The sequence below is a fragment of the Microscilla marina ATCC 23134 genome, assembly GCF_000169175.1.
In the GTDB taxonomy this organism is placed as follows: domain Bacteria; phylum Bacteroidota; class Bacteroidia; order Cytophagales; family Microscillaceae; genus Microscilla; species Microscilla marina.
This window is the reverse complement of record NZ_AAWS01000017.1, coordinates 37,566-54,816: the sequence shown is the minus strand read 5'-3', so window position 1 is coordinate 54,816 and position 17,251 is coordinate 37,566. Positions and strand designations below refer to the sequence as shown.

At 41.0% G+C, this 17,251-nt stretch carries 20 protein-coding genes; 13 read left to right on the top strand and 7 right to left on the bottom strand.

Annotated features, from left to right (window positions below; translation table 11 throughout):
* Nucleotides 1-1,089 precede the first annotated feature (1,089 nt).
* Entirely contained in the window at nucleotides 1,090-2,322 is a 1,233-nt protein-coding gene (locus M23134_RS17165) for a leucine-rich repeat domain-containing protein (protein ID WP_002698325.1), read from the bottom strand.
* A gap of 182 nt (nucleotides 2,323-2,504) precedes the next feature.
* Between M23134_RS17165 and M23134_RS17160 the strand changes: the two genes are divergently transcribed.
* On the top strand, nucleotides 2,505-2,954 hold the full coding sequence (locus M23134_RS17160) for a DMT family transporter (protein ID WP_002698321.1): 450 nt from the start codon (nucleotides 2,505-2,507) through the stop codon (nucleotides 2,952-2,954).
* Between the two features lie 252 nt (nucleotides 2,955-3,206).
* Nucleotides 3,207-3,953 carry a GNAT family N-acetyltransferase gene (locus M23134_RS17155; RefSeq protein ID WP_002698318.1) on the top strand — a complete coding sequence of 249 codons (747 nt, stop codon included), beginning with the start codon at nucleotides 3,207-3,209 and terminating at the stop codon, nucleotides 3,951-3,953.
* A gap of 87 nt (nucleotides 3,954-4,040) precedes the next feature.
* Here M23134_RS17155 and M23134_RS42625 read toward each other — a convergent pair whose 3' ends face one another.
* Entirely contained in the window at nucleotides 4,041-4,979 is a 939-nt protein-coding gene (locus tag M23134_RS42625; protein ID WP_002698316.1) for a leucine-rich repeat domain-containing protein, read from the bottom strand.
* A gap of 53 nt (nucleotides 4,980-5,032) precedes the next feature.
* Here M23134_RS42625 and M23134_RS17145 point away from each other — a divergent pair, with 53 nt between their 5' ends.
* Both M23134_RS17145 and M23134_RS17140 read left to right on the top strand, forming a co-directional pair.
* Nucleotides 5,033-5,245: a hypothetical protein gene (locus M23134_RS17145; protein ID WP_045113780.1), complete on the top strand. Its 213-nt coding sequence runs from the start codon at nucleotides 5,033-5,035 to the stop codon at nucleotides 5,243-5,245.
* A 133-nt stretch (nucleotides 5,246-5,378) separates the two neighbouring features.
* Nucleotides 5,379-5,693, top strand: a complete 315-nt coding sequence (locus M23134_RS17140) for a hypothetical protein (RefSeq protein ID WP_002698313.1) — start codon at nucleotides 5,379-5,381, stop codon at nucleotides 5,691-5,693.
* A 63-nt stretch (nucleotides 5,694-5,756) separates the two neighbouring features.
* Here the strand turns inward: M23134_RS17140 and M23134_RS17135 are convergent, their stop codons facing one another.
* Both M23134_RS17135 and M23134_RS17130 read right to left on the bottom strand, forming a co-directional pair.
* The gene (locus M23134_RS17135; protein WP_002698311.1) at nucleotides 5,757-8,042 is read right to left on the bottom strand and encodes a TonB-dependent receptor; all 2,286 of its coding nucleotides are present in this window, start codon (nucleotides 8,040-8,042) and stop codon (nucleotides 5,757-5,759) included.
* A gap of 240 nt (nucleotides 8,043-8,282) precedes the next feature.
* Nucleotides 8,283-8,708 (bottom strand): hypothetical protein, encoded by a 426-nt coding sequence (locus tag M23134_RS17130; RefSeq protein ID WP_045113761.1) that lies wholly within the window; start codon nucleotides 8,706-8,708, stop codon nucleotides 8,283-8,285.
* Nucleotides 8,709-8,949: 241 nt separating this feature from the next.
* On the opposite strand from M23134_RS17130, the gene M23134_RS17125 reads away from it, so the two are divergent.
* The 4 genes from M23134_RS17125 to M23134_RS17110 all read left to right on the top strand — a co-directional run bounded on the left by M23134_RS17125 (nucleotide 8,950) and on the right by M23134_RS17110 (nucleotide 10,515).
* Nucleotides 8,950-9,162: a hypothetical protein gene (locus M23134_RS17125; RefSeq protein ID WP_002698307.1), complete on the top strand. Its 213-nt coding sequence runs from the start codon at nucleotides 8,950-8,952 to the stop codon at nucleotides 9,160-9,162.
* 132 nt (nucleotides 9,163-9,294) lie between these two features.
* Nucleotides 9,295-9,651, top strand: a complete 357-nt coding sequence (locus M23134_RS17120) for a hypothetical protein (protein ID WP_002698305.1) — start codon at nucleotides 9,295-9,297, stop codon at nucleotides 9,649-9,651.
* 163 nt (nucleotides 9,652-9,814) lie between these two features.
* The gene (locus M23134_RS17115) at nucleotides 9,815-10,027 is read left to right on the top strand and encodes a hypothetical protein (protein WP_002698303.1); all 213 of its coding nucleotides are present in this window, start codon (nucleotides 9,815-9,817) and stop codon (nucleotides 10,025-10,027) included.
* A 134-nt stretch (nucleotides 10,028-10,161) separates the two neighbouring features.
* On the top strand, nucleotides 10,162-10,515 hold the full coding sequence (locus tag M23134_RS17110) for a hypothetical protein (RefSeq protein ID WP_002698301.1): 354 nt from the start codon (nucleotides 10,162-10,164) through the stop codon (nucleotides 10,513-10,515).
* 213 nt (nucleotides 10,516-10,728) lie between these two features.
* Here M23134_RS17110 and M23134_RS17105 read toward each other — a convergent pair whose 3' ends face one another.
* Together M23134_RS17105 and M23134_RS17100 are read right to left on the bottom strand one after the other, a co-directional pair.
* A complete protein-coding gene (locus M23134_RS17105; protein WP_002698299.1) occupies nucleotides 10,729-11,361 on the bottom strand; it encodes a flavin reductase family protein in 633 nt (210 codons plus the stop codon).
* Between the two features lie 10 nt (nucleotides 11,362-11,371).
* Nucleotides 11,372-12,070, bottom strand: a complete 699-nt coding sequence (locus tag M23134_RS17100; RefSeq protein WP_002698297.1) for an SDR family NAD(P)-dependent oxidoreductase — start codon at nucleotides 12,068-12,070, stop codon at nucleotides 11,372-11,374.
* Between the two features lie 172 nt (nucleotides 12,071-12,242).
* Between M23134_RS17100 and M23134_RS17095 the strand changes: the two genes are divergently transcribed.
* Complete coding sequence (locus M23134_RS17095; protein ID WP_045113760.1) at nucleotides 12,243-12,494, top strand: DUF6932 family protein; 252 nt, start codon at nucleotides 12,243-12,245, stop codon at nucleotides 12,492-12,494.
* Between the two features lie 174 nt (nucleotides 12,495-12,668).
* Complete coding sequence (locus M23134_RS17090) at nucleotides 12,669-12,881, top strand: hypothetical protein (protein WP_002698294.1); 213 nt, start codon at nucleotides 12,669-12,671, stop codon at nucleotides 12,879-12,881.
* A gap of 4 nt (nucleotides 12,882-12,885) precedes the next feature.
* Here the strand turns inward: M23134_RS17090 and M23134_RS17085 are convergent, their stop codons facing one another.
* On the bottom strand, nucleotides 12,886-13,890 hold the full coding sequence (locus M23134_RS17085; RefSeq protein WP_316928796.1) for a glycosyltransferase family 9 protein: 1,005 nt from the start codon (nucleotides 13,888-13,890) through the stop codon (nucleotides 12,886-12,888).
* Between the two features lie 432 nt (nucleotides 13,891-14,322).
* Between M23134_RS17085 and M23134_RS17080 the strand changes: the two genes are divergently transcribed.
* The 3 genes from M23134_RS17080 (at nucleotide 14,323) to M23134_RS17070 (ending at nucleotide 17,203) form a co-directional block, all read left to right on the top strand.
* Nucleotides 14,323-15,447 (top strand): glycosyltransferase family 4 protein, encoded by a 1,125-nt coding sequence (locus M23134_RS17080; protein WP_045113759.1) that lies wholly within the window; start codon nucleotides 14,323-14,325, stop codon nucleotides 15,445-15,447.
* Nucleotides 15,448-15,733: 286 nt separating this feature from the next.
* Nucleotides 15,734-16,336 (top strand): ribosome biogenesis GTP-binding protein YihA/YsxC, encoded by a 603-nt coding sequence (gene yihA / locus M23134_RS17075; protein WP_002698289.1) that lies wholly within the window; start codon nucleotides 15,734-15,736, stop codon nucleotides 16,334-16,336.
* 387 nt (nucleotides 16,337-16,723) lie between these two features.
* Nucleotides 16,724-17,203 (top strand): DUF5606 family protein, encoded by a 480-nt coding sequence (locus tag M23134_RS17070; protein ID WP_002698287.1) that lies wholly within the window; start codon nucleotides 16,724-16,726, stop codon nucleotides 17,201-17,203.
* Nucleotides 17,204-17,251: the final 48 nt, after the last annotated feature.

The window sequence follows — 17,251 nt, the reverse complement described above, 5'->3', positions numbered from 1 at the left end:
AGTTATATACTACGGCAAGGTTTGGAGTAACACTCTGAGTTTTGCCGTTTTTTTGTACCCTCTAAGTTAAGGAACGTGATCGCCCCGTAAACGGGATTTCGGGCATAGCCCTCAACAATAACCCCGATAAGAAATCGGGACTTTGAAGCTGTTCGGTTTAGAACATATTAGCTTCGCAGAGCTTGAACTTCGTTCTGCGGTTCTCTTTCCTGACTTTCGTTACCCCGGCAGTTCCGCCGGGACTATGAGCTTTTATTGTCCGTGGTACCGTCCCACGGTCTGGCTCAACATCCCCCGGATGTTGCCTTGCCCGCAAAGTCGAGTAGATAAGGGGATTTTCACCCCAAATCTCTCACAGAACCGTGCGTGATAGTCTCCCATCACACGGCTCTTGTTATACAAATCATCATAATTTAACTCCTGTATTCCAGTGATAAAATGGTAATGACTTTGTCTTGTCGCTTTTAATCCTCCTCATATTATTAAGTTGTTAAAAACTTGAAAACTGTATAACTGAACCCCTTCGCTCCACTTCCATTACAGAAGCTTCTACACTAATACGAGTTCATCCGCCACCCTCTATCATCTCAGTATTCGCCTTGTAGGATCGCTACTTGTACTTTCCCTTAATGATCATAGAGGGCTTCCCCTGTTCCATAACTAAGCCTAAATAAGAGTCATGCCAACTTAATGACGGTTGCCACATAGACACTTGACAGGGTACGCTCTATGCTTTGTCCCAAACTTTATCGGATAAGTCTGGTTTTGACAACAAGTAGCTGTTCTCGACACTTCTTCATTGGTTCACTTGCGTTCATCTCTCTTATTCACACCTGACTCCGTACCAGCGGAGCCTTTTCTCTAGCCGTTCAATACCAAAACATTACTGTCATAGCACCGTAGAGTGGTTTAAAGGCTATTCCTGTAAATCGCCTTTGGTGGGTCTACCACCATCTTAGTTATAGCATACAAAGCTTGTTGTGCTTTGTTTCAGGGCACACCCGATAGCTGCAGCTTTGCTGCGCTGAGCTCTGCCAAAGGCTAAAAGTGCCTCAGTCAGCCTTGAGTTTATGACCTCAATCTCGACACTTATTTTGAACAGGTTCCTAAACCTTGAATATTTACCTGAGGAGTTGTGGCAAACGCTTGTCGAATATGCTCTTTTTCCTTTTCAGGGAAATCATTGTTTGCCAGTTTCAACACTTTGAGCTTGTTGAGTTGTGCCAACCCTTCTGGCAACTTTTGCAAACAGTTTTGCTCAAGGGCAAGGTATTCAAGGCTCACTAATTCGCCCATTTCTATCGGTAAATGGGTTAGACCATTGTTGTTGAGCGATAACTTTTTGAGGTGTTGCAGCTGTGTAATCTCAGTAGGTAGTGCCTTTATATAATTGCCTTGTAGCTCTAACACCTCTAGCTGAGTAAGTTGGCCGATGCCTTCAGGCAAACTATTTACGTGATTGTGGGCAAGGTTTAATTGCTTGAGTTGATATAACTCTAACAGCTCCTCCGGAAAAATATCTAACTGATTGGCAGATAAATCAAGCATACGCAAGTTGCGTAGTTGGGCAATTTCGGGAGGTACAATTTCCAGGTTAGTTTTAGACAAATACAATTGCTCTAGTTTTTGCAATTGGGCAATTTCGGGAGGGAGTACGTTGATCCAGTTTTCACTAAATTTAAGTTTTTTAAGTTGAGCGATCAGGGTAAGTTCTATCGGGAATTGCTCAAACTCATTCCATCGCAAGTTCAAGTAAGTTAAACAAGGTAATTCGCTGATTTCTTTAGGTAGTTTGTCGAGCTTGTTTTCGTTTAAATATAACTGTTCTAACTTTAACAACCCTAATACTTCCAGAGGAAACTCTTCGAACTCGTTCCACCCCAAATGCAGAGTTTTCAATTTGTGTAGGTGTACTATGTCGAACGAAAGGCTGCTCAAGTAGTTTTCGCTCAAATTGAGGGTATTTAAGTGACTTAGTTCAGTCAATACTGGCGGAAACTCATCTATTTCGTTAAAGGCCAGGTTGATGCTTGTCAGGTTTTTGAGGCGGCTTATTTCGGGTGGTAATTCGGTAAGCTCAGTATTGTTTAAGTCTAGATACTGTAGGCGGGCAAAAGGGGCTATCAAATGATTTCGTAAGCAATGTAAAATAATGTTGCCTGAGCTATTCAGCAGAATATTTTGAAGCGAAGCTGGAATACCTTGTCCTTTCATTAGCTCGCAGGCTAAGCTAATGTTTATTTCATCGTTGGTATGTAAGAGTTGCTGTATTTTGGCAATATATTCTGCCAGATTCAATGTAGGGGATAATTTGTCAATCATACCCTGGAGATTGTTGAAAATAACATATTTTATAAATTAGTTTAGTTATAGTTTTAACGTACAATTTAACCCTTTTGGTAGAAAAAACCTAACGAGTATCTTTTCCCTTTTTGTGCAAAAAAAATTACATGCTCTCAACAAATGTACATGCAAAGTACCTCCCTCCCTCCTACCTTTGGACTATGAATCAATTTATATTATCAACACTGGCATTTACTGGTGGGGTTTTTCTTGCCGTTCAAGGTGGACTCAACGCCCAACTAAGCGTATTGCTCAAACATCCTTTGTTGGGGGCATTGGTAGCATTTTTTGGCAGTGCAGTATTTGCCTTGCTCTTTGTAACGCTGGGCGTGCGTACTATCCCCACCTGGCACCAAATCAGAGAGGTGCCCTATTATTTATGGTTTGCGGGTGGGCTGTTTAGTTTGCTGGGCATTAGCTTATACTACTACACCATTCCACGTTTGGGTGTGTCTACTATGATCTCGCTGGGCTTAAGTGGACAACTGGCATTTGCCGTAATTGCGGGGCATTTTGGCTGGTTTGGCTTGCCTCAAGAGCCCATCAATCTACAGCGTTTGCTGGGCGTATTGGCAATGGTAACGGGTATTGTATTGATTAACTGGAAATGAGTAATAGTCCACGACAGGAGCAAGCTTTAAGCAACAAGTCGCAAGTCCTTAGATACCGATTTATATCGGTATTACAGCCTGTTCTTCTAGTAGCGAAAAAACTCATATTTATGAGTTAGAGTATTCAGCCAATAGCCATTGCGTGCGCATAAATGCCTATTATTTCACTAAAAATCAGAAGGTTACACATTTTTTATTTGGTAGAGATTGCATACCATTTACAAACATTAAATCAAAAAAAAATACCACAACATGAACACCACAACATTAAATCTTACTGAAGCAAATTTTGACAACTTAACTGCTTATTGGGCAGAAACCAGCAAATTGTATAAGATGCATTTTGCAGGCGAAGATTTTAGCTATTGTGTAAATCTCGATGCCGAGTGGCCTAATCGAGTGTGGTTGCACCAACCTTTGACCCCAGCTCTTTTGCAGGCAGTCAAAGAAAAAATACAAGGCTTGCCTCAACCAATGGTAGTGCCGTATGTGCACCAGCCCAACCAAGACGCAGACAAAGTTTTTGCGGCTCAAGGGTTTAGGGTAGCTTTTGAGCAAATAGGCATGTCGCTCAAACTGGGCAATACTTACCCACACCAACAAACTAGGGTAATACTGAAGCCTGTAACACACAGCAATGAAGCAACGCTTTGGTCTGAGTTGTTTGAACAAGCCTTTGGCTATTATATTTCGCCCAAGTTTGTAGCCAATCACCCCAAAAACGCTCAATTCTTTACAGTGTATAACCATACCAACGAGCCTGTAGGCACGGCTATGCTTTATCGCACCCAAAAAAACATAGCGGGCATTCACATGGTAGGCATTACACCCAACATGCGCCGCCAAGGATATGCCGAAGCCATTATGCATGAGGTATTGCAGCTTGCCACTGTCCAACAGCTAGAGTATGCTACCCTGCAAGCCTCGGCAATGGGCAAAGGGCTTTATCTTAAGTTGGGTTTTGCGGAGGGTTTTGTGATGAAGAGTTATATTTTGTAACTTCAGGTACTTGTTTGTTGGGCTAACTCGTGAATATTGAACTTGTCACAACTTACCGTATACCACTACCAAAAGAAAGTGGCAAGTTTAAGTCCACTCACCTATAATTTGCCATTTTTGTCGCAGCTCCAGGGGCATATAGTTTAGGTCTCGCGCACTCGCTTTCTTGTTTGCCAAGTCTACCACCTTGAGGGTTTTGTCAAACTCCTGAGGGTCAATATTCAACCTTTGCATCTGTTGGGTGTCTACATACAAATATTCAAACAGATTATTTTCCTTGTTTTTAAAGCAATCGATCAGCTCTGATGCAATTGCCTCTAGGGGGTTATGATAAATGCTGACTTCTGTTAAACTGGCGGGAAGCTGCTCGATGCCTGACAAATAGTTATCGCCTACATTGAGCTTTTGGAGGTTTGGGAGGCGGGCAAGCTCCGGCAATGTATGCAGTTGGTTAGAAAAAACCTCTAAATGAGTAAGCGCTTGTAAACACTGTAGGGTGTGGGGTAGCCGGACAAGGCAGTTGAAACCCAACTGCAAATAGGTAAGCTGGGTAAGGTTGCCTATAGTGTCGGGGAGTTGCTCCAGGCGGTTGTCAAACAAGTTTAAGATTGTTAAATTTATCAGCTTGCCTATAGCGTCAGGCAAGTCAACTAACTGGTTTTTGGCAAGCAATAACTGCTTCAATTGGGTAAGCGCTCCTAGTGCGGTGGGTACCTCTACCAGTAGATTATTATTGATGTACAAGCGTTTCAAGTTGGTTAAACTCCTGATTGACCCAGGTATACTACTAATTTGGTTATTGTTCAACTGAAGTACTTCGAGGTGGGGCAAATCGCACAACTTGTCTATATTGGTAATTTGGTTATTGTTGAGGTAAAGTACTTGTAAGTTTTTTAATGTGGTAACCCATGCAGGTATTCTCTCAATCTGGTTATCGCTTAGGTTAAGATTGGTAATACGGGGGGTTTGCCGTATTTCTTCAGGAAACTCCCTCAAACCCTGATGACGGTAGCTCAATAACTTCATAAATGTTTTTTACCCAAAAATCCTGTATATTCACCAGTAAAACAAACAAACCAATGCAAGAATTTGACACCATAGAAGAAGCCTTTCGCTGGTTTCTTGAAAACGTATTTCCTGAGTTACCTACCGCATCTAAAATAAAACTACGAGATGTAAAGTATTGCTACTATAGCGAAGATAGAAAGGTATCGGAGAAAAGAATGAAGCGGGTTTTAAGCGAATATGGAGAGTTTAAAACTGTATATCAATTCACAAAAAAGGAAGAGTAAATATTGCAATTATTTTTTATATGCAATATTAATTATGTATATTTACTCTGTATTTCAAGTGAAATATAGCCCAAGAGGTTAAAGTTTTGACGAACCACCTCAAGGGCTTTTTGTAACAAAAAATTATTACAGTATGCAAGGTAATGAAAATTATTTGGCTCAGAAAAATACCACCAAAGAGAAAGCCCAAACCTATATGCTTGCCACAGAAATCTGGTTTTTACAACAAAACATCCGCGAAACTCTGGAAATTATCAAGTTCGACGCAGACGATTTGCTAGAGATATATCCGTACCAACTGGGCATCAAGTGTACTGTTACGGTAAGTCAATTGTATCCACGCTTGCGTCTATTACGCAAAAAAATAGACAATTTGATGCCTGATGTACAAGCATGTACATACCTGACTAAAAACGCGGAACAAAACCGAGACATTGAGGTTGAATAAACAAAGAAAGCCCTTGTACTTATAAGAACAGTACAAGGGCTTTTTATTCATCGTAGAAGCCTACTAAAAAAAGAGCTTCACTCCTACCTTGGCAAAAAATGGAGTACCTGGGGTAAAATGAATTTCAGATACAGGGTTGGCTTCGTTTTGCAAACGTGACTCTGTGTCAAACTGGGCTTCGTCCCAGGCTTGATCTAACAGGTTTTGCGCCGAAAAACTCACCTCAAATCGTTTGTGGGTATAGTTTAGGCTGGCGTCTAACAAAAAATACCCTTGCGCAATCACGCTGTTGTCTTCATTGGCAGCCCGATCGTCCATCCAACGATAACGCAAGCTACCGTTCCAACCCGCTTTGGTTTTGAAAGTCAAGCCTCCTATGCTGGTAAAAGAAGGTGCAAGCGGAATCAGGTTTTCGCCTTCGGGTGCTTGTGTGCTGCGTGCGTGGGTCCAACTTACGTTGGCATCGGCATACAGCCAAGGGGTAATCTGATAACGCAAAGCAAAGTCTACCCCCAAGCGACGTGTTTCGCCGCTGGGTTCTACTATGCCCTCGTCGCCTACGTATACAAACTCTTGCTCAAGGTCGAGCCACCAACCCGCTACCGACAGGTACATATTGGCAAAGGGTTTCAGGTTTACCCCAACATCGGCACCCAAAGCGCTAGGCAAGGTTTGGGTAGTCTGTTGAGCTACTACTACCCTTGCATCGTTTGAGTGAAACCCATAGCCCGACTTGGCAAACAACTCTACCGCTGGGTTGAGTGTATAGCTCAAGCTTAGTTTAGGGCTTACAATGGTTTGCGCTTGGTTTTGTCGTTGATAATTGCTGCTAAGGGCATCAATGTACTCAAAGTCAAAATGGTCTACCCGCACCCCAACATTTGCCTTAAGGCGGGGCGTCAACTGCAAGGTTTCGTTTATAAATGCAAAAACATTGGTCTCTTGCACGTTGCCCAATGAGACTGTACTAAGGGTGGTACGTCGCCCCAAGGTGCGCGAAAGCTCATTATTTCGCACATTGTCGCGGCGAATGCCAGCCCCCAGGTGACTAAACAACTTAGTGCCGCCAAAATCACTCTCTAAGTGGTAGTTGGTCTGGTATCCAAAGATACTGCGATTTTCCTTCTGGCGAATTTGATCGCCATTCACTGGGTCATTCAAAAAGAAGGTAAAGTTAGAATACAGCTCAAAGTTATAATCGATCAAGTACACTTGGTTGTCCCAGATAGCCCCATTGTCCATCATCTGCTTAAGTTTCACCGATATTTGGGTACGGCTGGTTTCGCCCCCTTCGGTATCGTCTATTGCGCCCCAGCGCGAAATAAGCCCTTGATCAACTGCTCGTTGAGGAATTTGCCCGGAGGCATCCCATTGACTGCTAAAAGTAGACGCTTGTACAGTCAACATTTTGTTGTCGCTTAGGTAGTGGTGGTACTTTGCCATTAGGTTCAAACGGCTAAAGTTTTGCGAACTCTCAAAGTAGCCCGCCGAGCCCATATATTCGGCGGCAAGGTAAGCACTTTGGCGATTTTCTTTTTTCTGTTTTTCGCTCAACAAATCGAGCATTCCTACTACCCGATAAGTATCAAACTGCCCGGCTTCCAGCAAAATACTGCTCTGCTCTAATGCGTCTTTGGTTTGAAAAGCAACAAACCCCGCCGTGGCAAAATTACCCTTATCGGCGTTGTACATCCCTTTCTGAAAGTCTACCCTTTCTACCGTTTCCGGAATAACAAAATGCAAGTCTGCATAGCCCTGACCGTGCGCGTGCGACACCATATTTACTGGCATGCCGTCTACCGACAGGTGAATGTCGGTGCCGTGGTCAATGTCAAAGCCGCGCAAAAATATTTGTTCTGCTTTGCCACCTCCAGCGTGTTGCGCAATAAAAAGCCCGGGTACAATGCGCAAGATGTCTTGTGACGACTGCGTGGGGCGCAACAAAATATCGACATTGCCAAGGGGGTTGAGCTCTTCGCTACCTACAGTTTTTGGGGTCGATACCATTATTTCTGACAACATAAGATTGCTGGACGTCAACAAAGTAGTCAGCCTTACACTTTCATTGTCTTTTACTGTTACATTGACTTGTTGGGTTTGGTACCCAATGTAAGAAAACCTCAACGTGTATTGCCCTGCCTTTAGGTGGTCGAGTTGGTATTTGCCAAATGCATCGGTGGCAACACCTTGGCTAGTTTCTACTAAAAACACACTGGCTCCTGCCAATGGTAAATGATCGTTGGCGCTTTGCACTATTCCTTGTATAGAACCTTGGTGAGCAGCAAACGAGGTGCTTATTACTGCCAACCACAAGAGTCCGCAGATAAAAATATTTTTAAAAAAAGACATAACAATTCTGTTACTATAACTTTTAAGTGAAAAAAATCAAGTGATAATACTAGTACCTCAACCACTAAATACCTCACTCATTATTTCGGCGATTTTTGCCCACTGACTTTACTTCAAAAAACTTGCGTAGCTAAGGCTATGCGCGATTTTTGAAGTGCGTCAGAAAACAAAACTCATCCCAAATAATAGGGTATTTACTTAATGGTTAAGGTACTGGCTAAACAACTGACAAACAAAATGTTAAGCCTGAGGCGGAGGAGAGGCAGGCACAAGTGTAATAGAAACAGTGCTTGCTTGATAAAAAGGGAGGGAGAACATATACAAGGTTTGTTTTAAACAAAAAAGCAACCTTGGTTTAGTAAAGTATTTGCCAGTAGTAGCCACTACCTGTGGCAAATGGTGATGCAAATGTACAGGCGGTGCTACTAATACAAACAATTCTTTGATGTGGTCGTGCCCGTGGTGATCTTCTGTGGCATGGGCGTGGGTGTGATGATGTACACCCCCATGATGATGTGCATCGAGGTAATGCAACCAGTGGTGCCCCATCTCTAGCACTACCGCCCCCAGCAATAGTAGTAGGTATATGTGATAAGGGGCGATATATTTTTTGTATAATGACACAATCAAGCGATGATGTGGCGCCAAATATACAAGGTTATTCAATAGTTTTCACCTCCTGTTTTTTATAAATATATTTTAAATGTTTCGTCGAGAGAATATTATATCAACTGTAGCTAACTTAATATCTGATGTTAACAGATTGAATTTAGCTCTAAGCACCAATGGAGAGCAGGCGTTTTTTTGGGTGAATTTTCTTCGCTTGGGCAAGCGTTCCGACGAATGATCAAACTCTTACACTTTTACCCAAAAACCTTGTATATTTATCCGCAAAACACACATTGCCATGCAAGAATTTGACACCATAGAAGAAGCCTTTCGCTGGTTTCTGGAAAACGACTTTCCTAATTTATCCTCAGAAGATAAGGTCAAGTTAAAAGACGTAAAATATTCTTTTTACAAAGAAGGACGCAGTTTATCTAAAAAGAAAATGGTAAACGTAATGGAAAAATATGGAGAGTTTAAAACAGTATATAAATATGGAAGTAATAAAAAATAACATCGTTATTAATATTATTTTTAACGATATTATACTATATTTACTCTGTATTTCAAGTGAAATATAGCCCAAGAGGTCAAAGATTTGGAAGATCTACCTCAAGGGCTTTTTGTAACAAAAAATTATTACAGTATGCAAAGTAACGAAAATTTTGCAGAGCGAAAAGCTAGAGCCGACCAAGAAACCTCAGGTATTATGGAGTATGCCAACTTATGGGCAATTCAACAAAAAATTCGCCGAAACCTTGAGGCACTTACCTTCGATACCGACGAAATACTCGACCTTTATCCACACCACAAAGCGCCTGTTTGTTATGTCACCAAACGCAAGCTAGACGACCAACTCGGCTTGTTGCGCCAAAGGGTAGACGATCTCTTAATCACTATAGAAAGAGCAGCGGTATTTCATAATAAGTTTGAAGAAAGAGAAAACAAGCACGAGATAAGGCTGGCTTTTAAAGCATACCCAAGGGGCAAATATCATTTTTGAAAAAACTAAGAACTTAACAAAGATAACAGCCCTTGTACTGGTTTTGCCAATACAGGGGCTGTTTGGCTACTTCCAATTTGTGTAGTAAAATATTCTCACAAATCCCTTCCTTATATTTTCAAACAAAAAATCTTGTATATTCACCAGTAAAACAAACAGACCCATGCAAGAATTTGACACCATAGAAGAAGCCTTTCGCTGGTTTTTGGAAAACGAATACCCTAAACTCTCATCAAAACAAAAGCTTGAGATAAAAGATGCAAAGTATTCTTTTTATAAAGAAGGGAGAAAAGTATCTGAAAAACGGATGAAACGAATTTTAAGTGATTATGGGTATTTTAGCGTAGTATATAGATTTGAAGGGAAATCAGAATAATTTTTTCGCTTAAAATAAATAAAAGCGAAAAAATTACTATATTTACTCTGTATTTCAAGTGAAATATAGCCCAAGAGGTCAAAGATTTGGAACATCTACCTCAAGGGCTTTTTGTAACAAAAAATTATTACAGTATGCAAAGTAACGAAAATTTTGCAGAGCGAAAAGCTAGAGCCGACCAAGAAACCTCAGGTATTATGGAGTATGCCAACTTATGGGCAGTTCAGCAAAAAATTCGCCGAAACCTTGAGGCACTTACCTTCGATACCGACGAAATACTCGACCTTTATCCACACCACAAAGCGCCTGTTTGTTATGTCACCAAACGCAAACTAGACGACCAACTCGGCTTGTTACGCCAAAGGGTAGACGATCTCTTAATGACTATAGAAAGAGCAGCGGTATTTCATAATAAGTTTGAAGAAAGAGAAAACAAGCACGAGATAAGACTCGCTTTTAAAGCATACCCAAGTAGAGCTTTCTTATAAAAAATGAGAAACCTCTCTGAAGCTTGCAAAGTACAATGTTTTGATCGGGCGTGGAGACACTGCCCGAGGCGGAAATATGGTTTTTCGGGGGTATATTCTCCTAAATAGCCTTTTATAAGAAAACCCTGCATACCCAAGGGGCAAATATCATTTTTGAGAAACTTACCAAGAACTCAAAGCTCTTGTACTCATTTTATAAGTACAAGGGCTTTTTTATGAAAAATTGGGCAAATTGCTCACCCGTGCATAAGGGTGTTGGGCGGTTTTCTGAAGGGTATAATAACTGTTCAAACCCGAAATGCCTACATCGCCCAAGCTTGCCAGGTCTATGTAGCCTTGGTCGTTTACTGCTTCATCGGGCGCTATCAGGTGCATAATTTCGCCAATAATCAAAGTAGTGCCATTTATTTGGATGGGCACTTCCTGCACAAACCTCATCCCTAGCTTGAGCTTGCTTTCTTTGACAAAAGGGGCTTTAAAATCAAACAAATATTCTTCGGTAAGACGGCATTTGTCAAACTCCGATTCGCCTTTATCAAACTTTACTGAGGTATAATGCGCTTGCTCGACAAACGATTCGTGCACATGGTTGATGGTATACAGGCCGTTGTCGCAGATGTTTTCGTAGGTATGGCGGCGCACCTCACCCTTGGGACGCATAATAAACCCCAACAAAGCCGGATTGCTGCCCAAATGTACTACTGAGCTAAAAATGGCCAGATTAGGCTCGTCGTTGTCAGAGATAGACCCAATGAGGTTGGCGGGTTTGATACCACTCACTGAGTTGATAATATTTAATCGTTTTACCCTTTCGGTATTTTCAATGTCTTCTTTGGTCAAATGCATAGGTATCAATTTATAATTTTACGCTTGACATCCCTCCGTCTACATGAATAATTTGTCCAGTCATCCAATTGGCTTTGTCAGAGAGCAGAAAAGCCGCCGTTTGAGCAATGTCGTCAGGAGTGCCTATTTTTTTGAGCGGGTGGCGTTGGGCGTTTTTGTCTTTTTTATCATCAGAGTTGAGTAAACGACCTGCCAATGGGGTATCGGTAATAGAAGGCGCAATGGCATTTACTCTAATGCTAGGGGCAAACTCTGCCGCCAAAGCACGGGTCAAACCCTCAACGGCACCTTTAGAAGCAGCCACCTGCGCGTGAAACGCAAAACCGGTTTGTACGGCTACGGTAGAAAAAAACACCACTGAGGCATTATTCGCAGCTTTCATTTTTTTTTGTACTGCCTGCAGCACCTTTATTGCGCCCAATACCTGTAGCTCATAATCATTGGCAAATTGCTGGGGTTTGATGCGGGCAAAGGGCAATAAATTGATGCTACCTGGGCAATAGGCTACCCCGTCGAGACTGTCAGGCAGAAAGTCTAAATTAAGGGTTTCATCTGTTACATTGAGCGGGTGGTATTGTACGCCTGCAGTCGTGTTGTTTACTTCGGTGGTATGATAGGTAGCATATACTTGATGCCCCTCGCTGGCTAGTTGTGCTACCAGGGCTTTGCCTATGCCAGACGAGCCTCCAATGATTAAGTAATTTTTCATAACCACTTAACTATTTGTAGCTTAAGTTGTTTTGAAATAACTTTTGCTAATGGAATCGTTCGTATATTTGAATGAAGTATATATTTTATCTATATAATAATAATGAGCTTAACGTTTAACATAAGAGGATTGCTAATTCCTCAAGATAAAAATATTAGAATTCAACTATCTCATGAAGAGTTTAAAGAAAACTTTATTTCTTCCTTTTGATAATGATTCTTCTCGGCATTTAATTTTTGCTAATTACCAAGAATATATGGAGAGCTTTAGACAAGGAATTACACCGAATTTTACTCAATGGATCAATGGAAGTTTCACTACTACCAACCCAAATGATATTGATTTAGTAACACTCATTGACCATGAGGTATTAGCAAAAAACAGCGTTTGCTTACACAAAAATTGCTCAATCATGATGAACTAAAAAAAAAGAAAATTGACGCCTATTTCATAAGGCTATACCCAACAACCCACAAGTATCATAACACAACAGTATTAGACCTATTACATTGGGAAAACTTTTTTAGTCATACTAGAAAAAACAGCGCTGGTAAAAAATTCTCAAAAGCATTTATAGAAATCATAAACAATTAATAATATGAACCAACAAGAGTTATCTTCAGAAGTAAACCACGAACTCATAGGAGTTTTAGAGCAAATCCAACAAATCGATTATATGATTGAAATGCATACAAACGATGAAGATGATTTTACGCTAAACCAATACCAATATAAAAGAACTCAATTTTTACAAGAACTACGTGAGTTGCTGCAACAAATGAATATTTCGCCTACCGATTTAGTTGCTTAAAGTACTACTCAAGCGCCCCCAACAACTCTCCCATTTCTATTTTTTGGGCACAATCAAAATGTCCTTTGGGGCAGGCGGCATGCCCATGCAAACCACAAGGACGGCACGGCAAATCGGGTACTTGTACTATGGTAGCATTATCAGACAAAGGACCATAGCCAAAACTGGGGGCAGTAGAGCAATAAATAGTGCAACTAGAGGCATTCATAGACGAGGCAAGGTGCATAGGTGCCGAGTCGTTTACGTAGTTCATCTGAGCGTTTTGCATCAATGCAGCCGACTCAAGCAAAGTCAGTTCTCCTGCCAAGTTTTTGATGCTGGGGTATTGGGCATCTGCCATTATTTGCTCGCATGCGGCCTTGTCGCCAGGTGCTCCTAACAAATATACCTGCGGCGGAGTGTCATACTTTTGTGCTATAGCGCGCAATAGCTCTATCCAACGCTCTTGCAAAAACTGTTTGGTAAACCACACTGAAGTAGGCGCCATACATATATAAGGAGTGTTTTGTCTATAGGTAGCCACCTTAGCAAACTGGGCTTGGGTGGGGTATAGTTTGGGGCGTACTCGTTGCCCGTTGGTAAGGTGCGCCACCAGTCCCAGTACTCGGTCTACTTCGTGAATGCTGTCACCGTACTGATAGGCTACCTTTTTGGAAAACAACCACGCCAACGGGTTTTTTTTGAAGCCAATGCGCTGGGGAGCCCGCGAAAATGCTGTCATGAGCCCAGTAGCAAAAAAGCGTTGCATGTTTACTACCACATCGTAGCGGTTTTGTCGAATGCGGCTAATCATTCTAAACATGTTTTTTTTCTTGTTTTCTTGCTTATTCCACACCAATACTTCGTTGAGCAGAGGGTGCCCTTCGAGCAAACTTTCGTTGCCTTTGCGCAACAAAAAATCAATTTTTGCTTCAGGGTAAAACGCATGTATTTTTTCAATTACTGCTGTTCCCAGAATAACATCACCAATAAAAGCCGTTTGTATCAATAATATTTTTTGCACTTTCACAGAATATCTCCAACTTTAAATTTATTTAAATAGTCCATAGCACCGACAGGAGCAAGATTTAAGCAACAAGCTTCAAGTTGCCTCCTGTTCCAGAGACAACTAACAAAATCATAGTATACTTATTTTCAGTGGTTTATGAATTTGTTAGTTAAAAGGGTTGATAGGGTTTTAGGTACTAGGCACTAGGTTCTAGGTATACCCTGCTCCACTAACAACCAACAGGGGGCAAGTCCTTAGATACCGATGAATATCGGTGCTTCAAGTTAGTTCCTGTTATCCTAGCAACTAAAAAATCTATAAAACACTGATTATTAGATGTTTTTAGTAAAAAACGCCATACTGCCAGACATTTTTCGGTTGTGGGGACACAAACCGAGGCGACTGTCGCACTTATAAATACTATGGGCTATCAACCAAAGCACAAAAATAGGTATGAAGATAGGATTTGATGCAAAAAGAGCTTTTTTTAATCGCAGTGGCCTAGGAAACTACAGTCGCAATATGCTGCAATTGCTTGCTCAACACTACCCTGAGCACCAATATTGCCTTTATACCCCCTCTGACCAAGACACCATTGCGTTTAACTTACCAAAACAACCCATCATCAAGACACCCCAAAGCTGGACAAACCGCAAGCTAAAATCGCTTTGGCGTAGCCTTTGGATGGCAAAAGACCTACAACGCGACGACATAGACTTGTTTCACGGGTTGAGCAACCAACTGCCCAAAAACATTGGCAAGTTTAAAGGCAAATCGGTAGTTACTATTCATGACCTTATATTTTTGCGTTACCCAACATTGTACAAAAAGGCTGACCGGATGATAGATACCCGTAAGTTTCGCCACGCTGCCCAAGCTGCCGACCGGGTGATTGCAGTAAGTAAGCAAACTAAAGCCGATTTGGTCGACTTTATGAATATTTCCCCCGATAAAATAAGTGTGGTTTATCAAAACTGCCACTCATCTTTTAGCAAGTTGGTAAGCAAAGAAGAAAAAAGTCAATTAAGCACTGTATACCATTTGCCCCAAAACTATATGTTGTCGGTGGGTACTATAGAAGCCCGCAAAAACATAGGCATTGTGATAGAAGCCATGCAAAAAGAAGCGATTGATATGCCGCTGGTAGTAGTGGGGAGCCCTACCCCCTATCTCGATACGCTCAAAAACCTAATTGCTCAAAAACCACCCAAAGCCCCTATTATTTTTTTGCATCAGGTACCTCTAAAGCACTTGCCAGGTTTATATCAAATGGCTCAATTATTTGTTTATCCTTCTATTTTCGAGGGTTTTGGTATTCCTATTCTTGAGGCTTTACATTCTGATACCCCCGTGATCACAAGTCAGGGCAGTTGTTTTCCCGAGTCGGGCGGAAACGCTGCTCAATATATAGATCCACACAATGTCGATTCAGTCATTGATGTGCTCAAGCAAGTACTCAATGATACTGATTTACAGCAAGAAATGATTGCCAAAGGACAACAACATCGCAAAAATTTTGCGGGTGATAAATTAGCCCAGGATTTGATGCAAGTATACCAGTATGTGCTAAAAAATTGATTAACCCTCCGCTGAAAATCAATAGATTATATATTTTCTTGTAAAGCCGTATTTTTACATTGGTTGCCAAAAATACCTACGCATGGTTTTTATTTGGCGAAGATTATAAACCCCTTGATGAGGTTTGGCTACACCTAGGTGAAAAGCATCGAAGTATTGTCTTAAGTGAGGTGCACCAGACCTAATAAATGATGTCATTGATCTAAAAAGCCCTTTGACAAATACAGTTTGCCTGAAAATATCGTATTTTTGCAGTTAGTACCAATTTTTTTAAAATAGTAAGATCATGGAAGTTAAAAGTGCCGAATTTATCAAAAGTAGTACCGACTACACCCAATGCCCGGCAGTACACCAGCCTGAATATGCTTTTATTGGACGTTCGAACGTGGGGAAGTCTTCCTTGATTAACAAGTTGACCAATAGAAAAAGCCTGGCAAAGACATCTCAAAATCCGGGTAAAACCCAAACTATCAATCATTTTCTTATCAACGATCGCTGGCACCTGGTAGATTTGCCAGGGTATGGTTACGCCAAAGCAAGTAAAACCGAACGCAAAAAATGGGGCAAGATGATCAATGACTACATCTTGAAACGAGAAGTGTTACTAGGTATTTTTGTATTGATAGATGCTCGCCATGAGCCCCAAAAAATTGATCTGGAGTTTTTGGAGTGGCTCGGTGAAGAGAGAGTTCCTTTTACAATGGTGTTTACCAAATCAGACAAATTATCGTCTAACAAACTGCCTCAGGCTATAGCCAGCTACCGCAAGGCTATACTTAGAACCTGGGAAGAAATGCCCACTCACTTTGTCACTTCGTCGGTGTCAGGGTTAGGATGCGACGAAATATTAAAATTCATAAGGGACGTAAATAAGACTTTCCAACATTGAAACGTTGATCTGATTTAGTGTTAAAGCCACAAAACACATAGACATTTTAACGCATCATTACGTATCGTTTTTAAAAAATGTCTATTTTTGAGGCTATTTTGCAAAAGGTGTATGGTGTTTTGTTCATTTTTAGACTAGATAAATATGAAGAAAACACGTGCTGCATATTATACATATTGCTTAGTAACGTGTTTGCAATAACCGTCCGGTTTAGTTTTATCCCCTTGGCTATACTTCGTTGCTTTTATTGCCCGTAGCTCTGCCTTCGGCTAAAAGTACCCCGTCTGGCTTTGGGTAAATTTACTAAATATGGAAACTTATTTTGAAAACGTTGCTTAAAGAAAGTAAAACTTTCGAATCAATTTTTATCAAAAAATATCAAATCGAATGGATTTAAAAAAGATTGCTGCCATCTCAGGAAAACCAGGGTTGTTTAAAGTAGTAAAACCTACGCGTTCTGGTGTGATTGTAGAATCATTGGATAAGAAAAAACGCAAGGTGGTAGTGGGAGCTACCAGCCGTATGTCAGTGTTGAAAGAAGTATCCATCTACACAACAGATCAAGAAGGCTCGGTGCCTTTGGCAAATGTTATTCTAAAGATATATCAAGACTTTAACGAAGATATACAAAAACTCAACTCTAAAGCCTCTTCAGCAGATTTGATGGCATTTTTGAAAAGCATAGTGCCTGATTATGATGAAGAAAAAGTGTATGTATCAGACGTAAAAAAACTGATTAGTTGGTATAAGCTAATTGTCGAAAATACGCCCGAAACATTGGAAGAGTTAGCCAATGGTACACATGAAGAAGAAGAGAAAGAGGCTAAAGCTGACGAGAAAGAAGAGACGGAGAAAAAAGAGTCTTAAATTTAGAAATACACCAATACTATCAAACCAATAAGTTCGCTGGGAGTA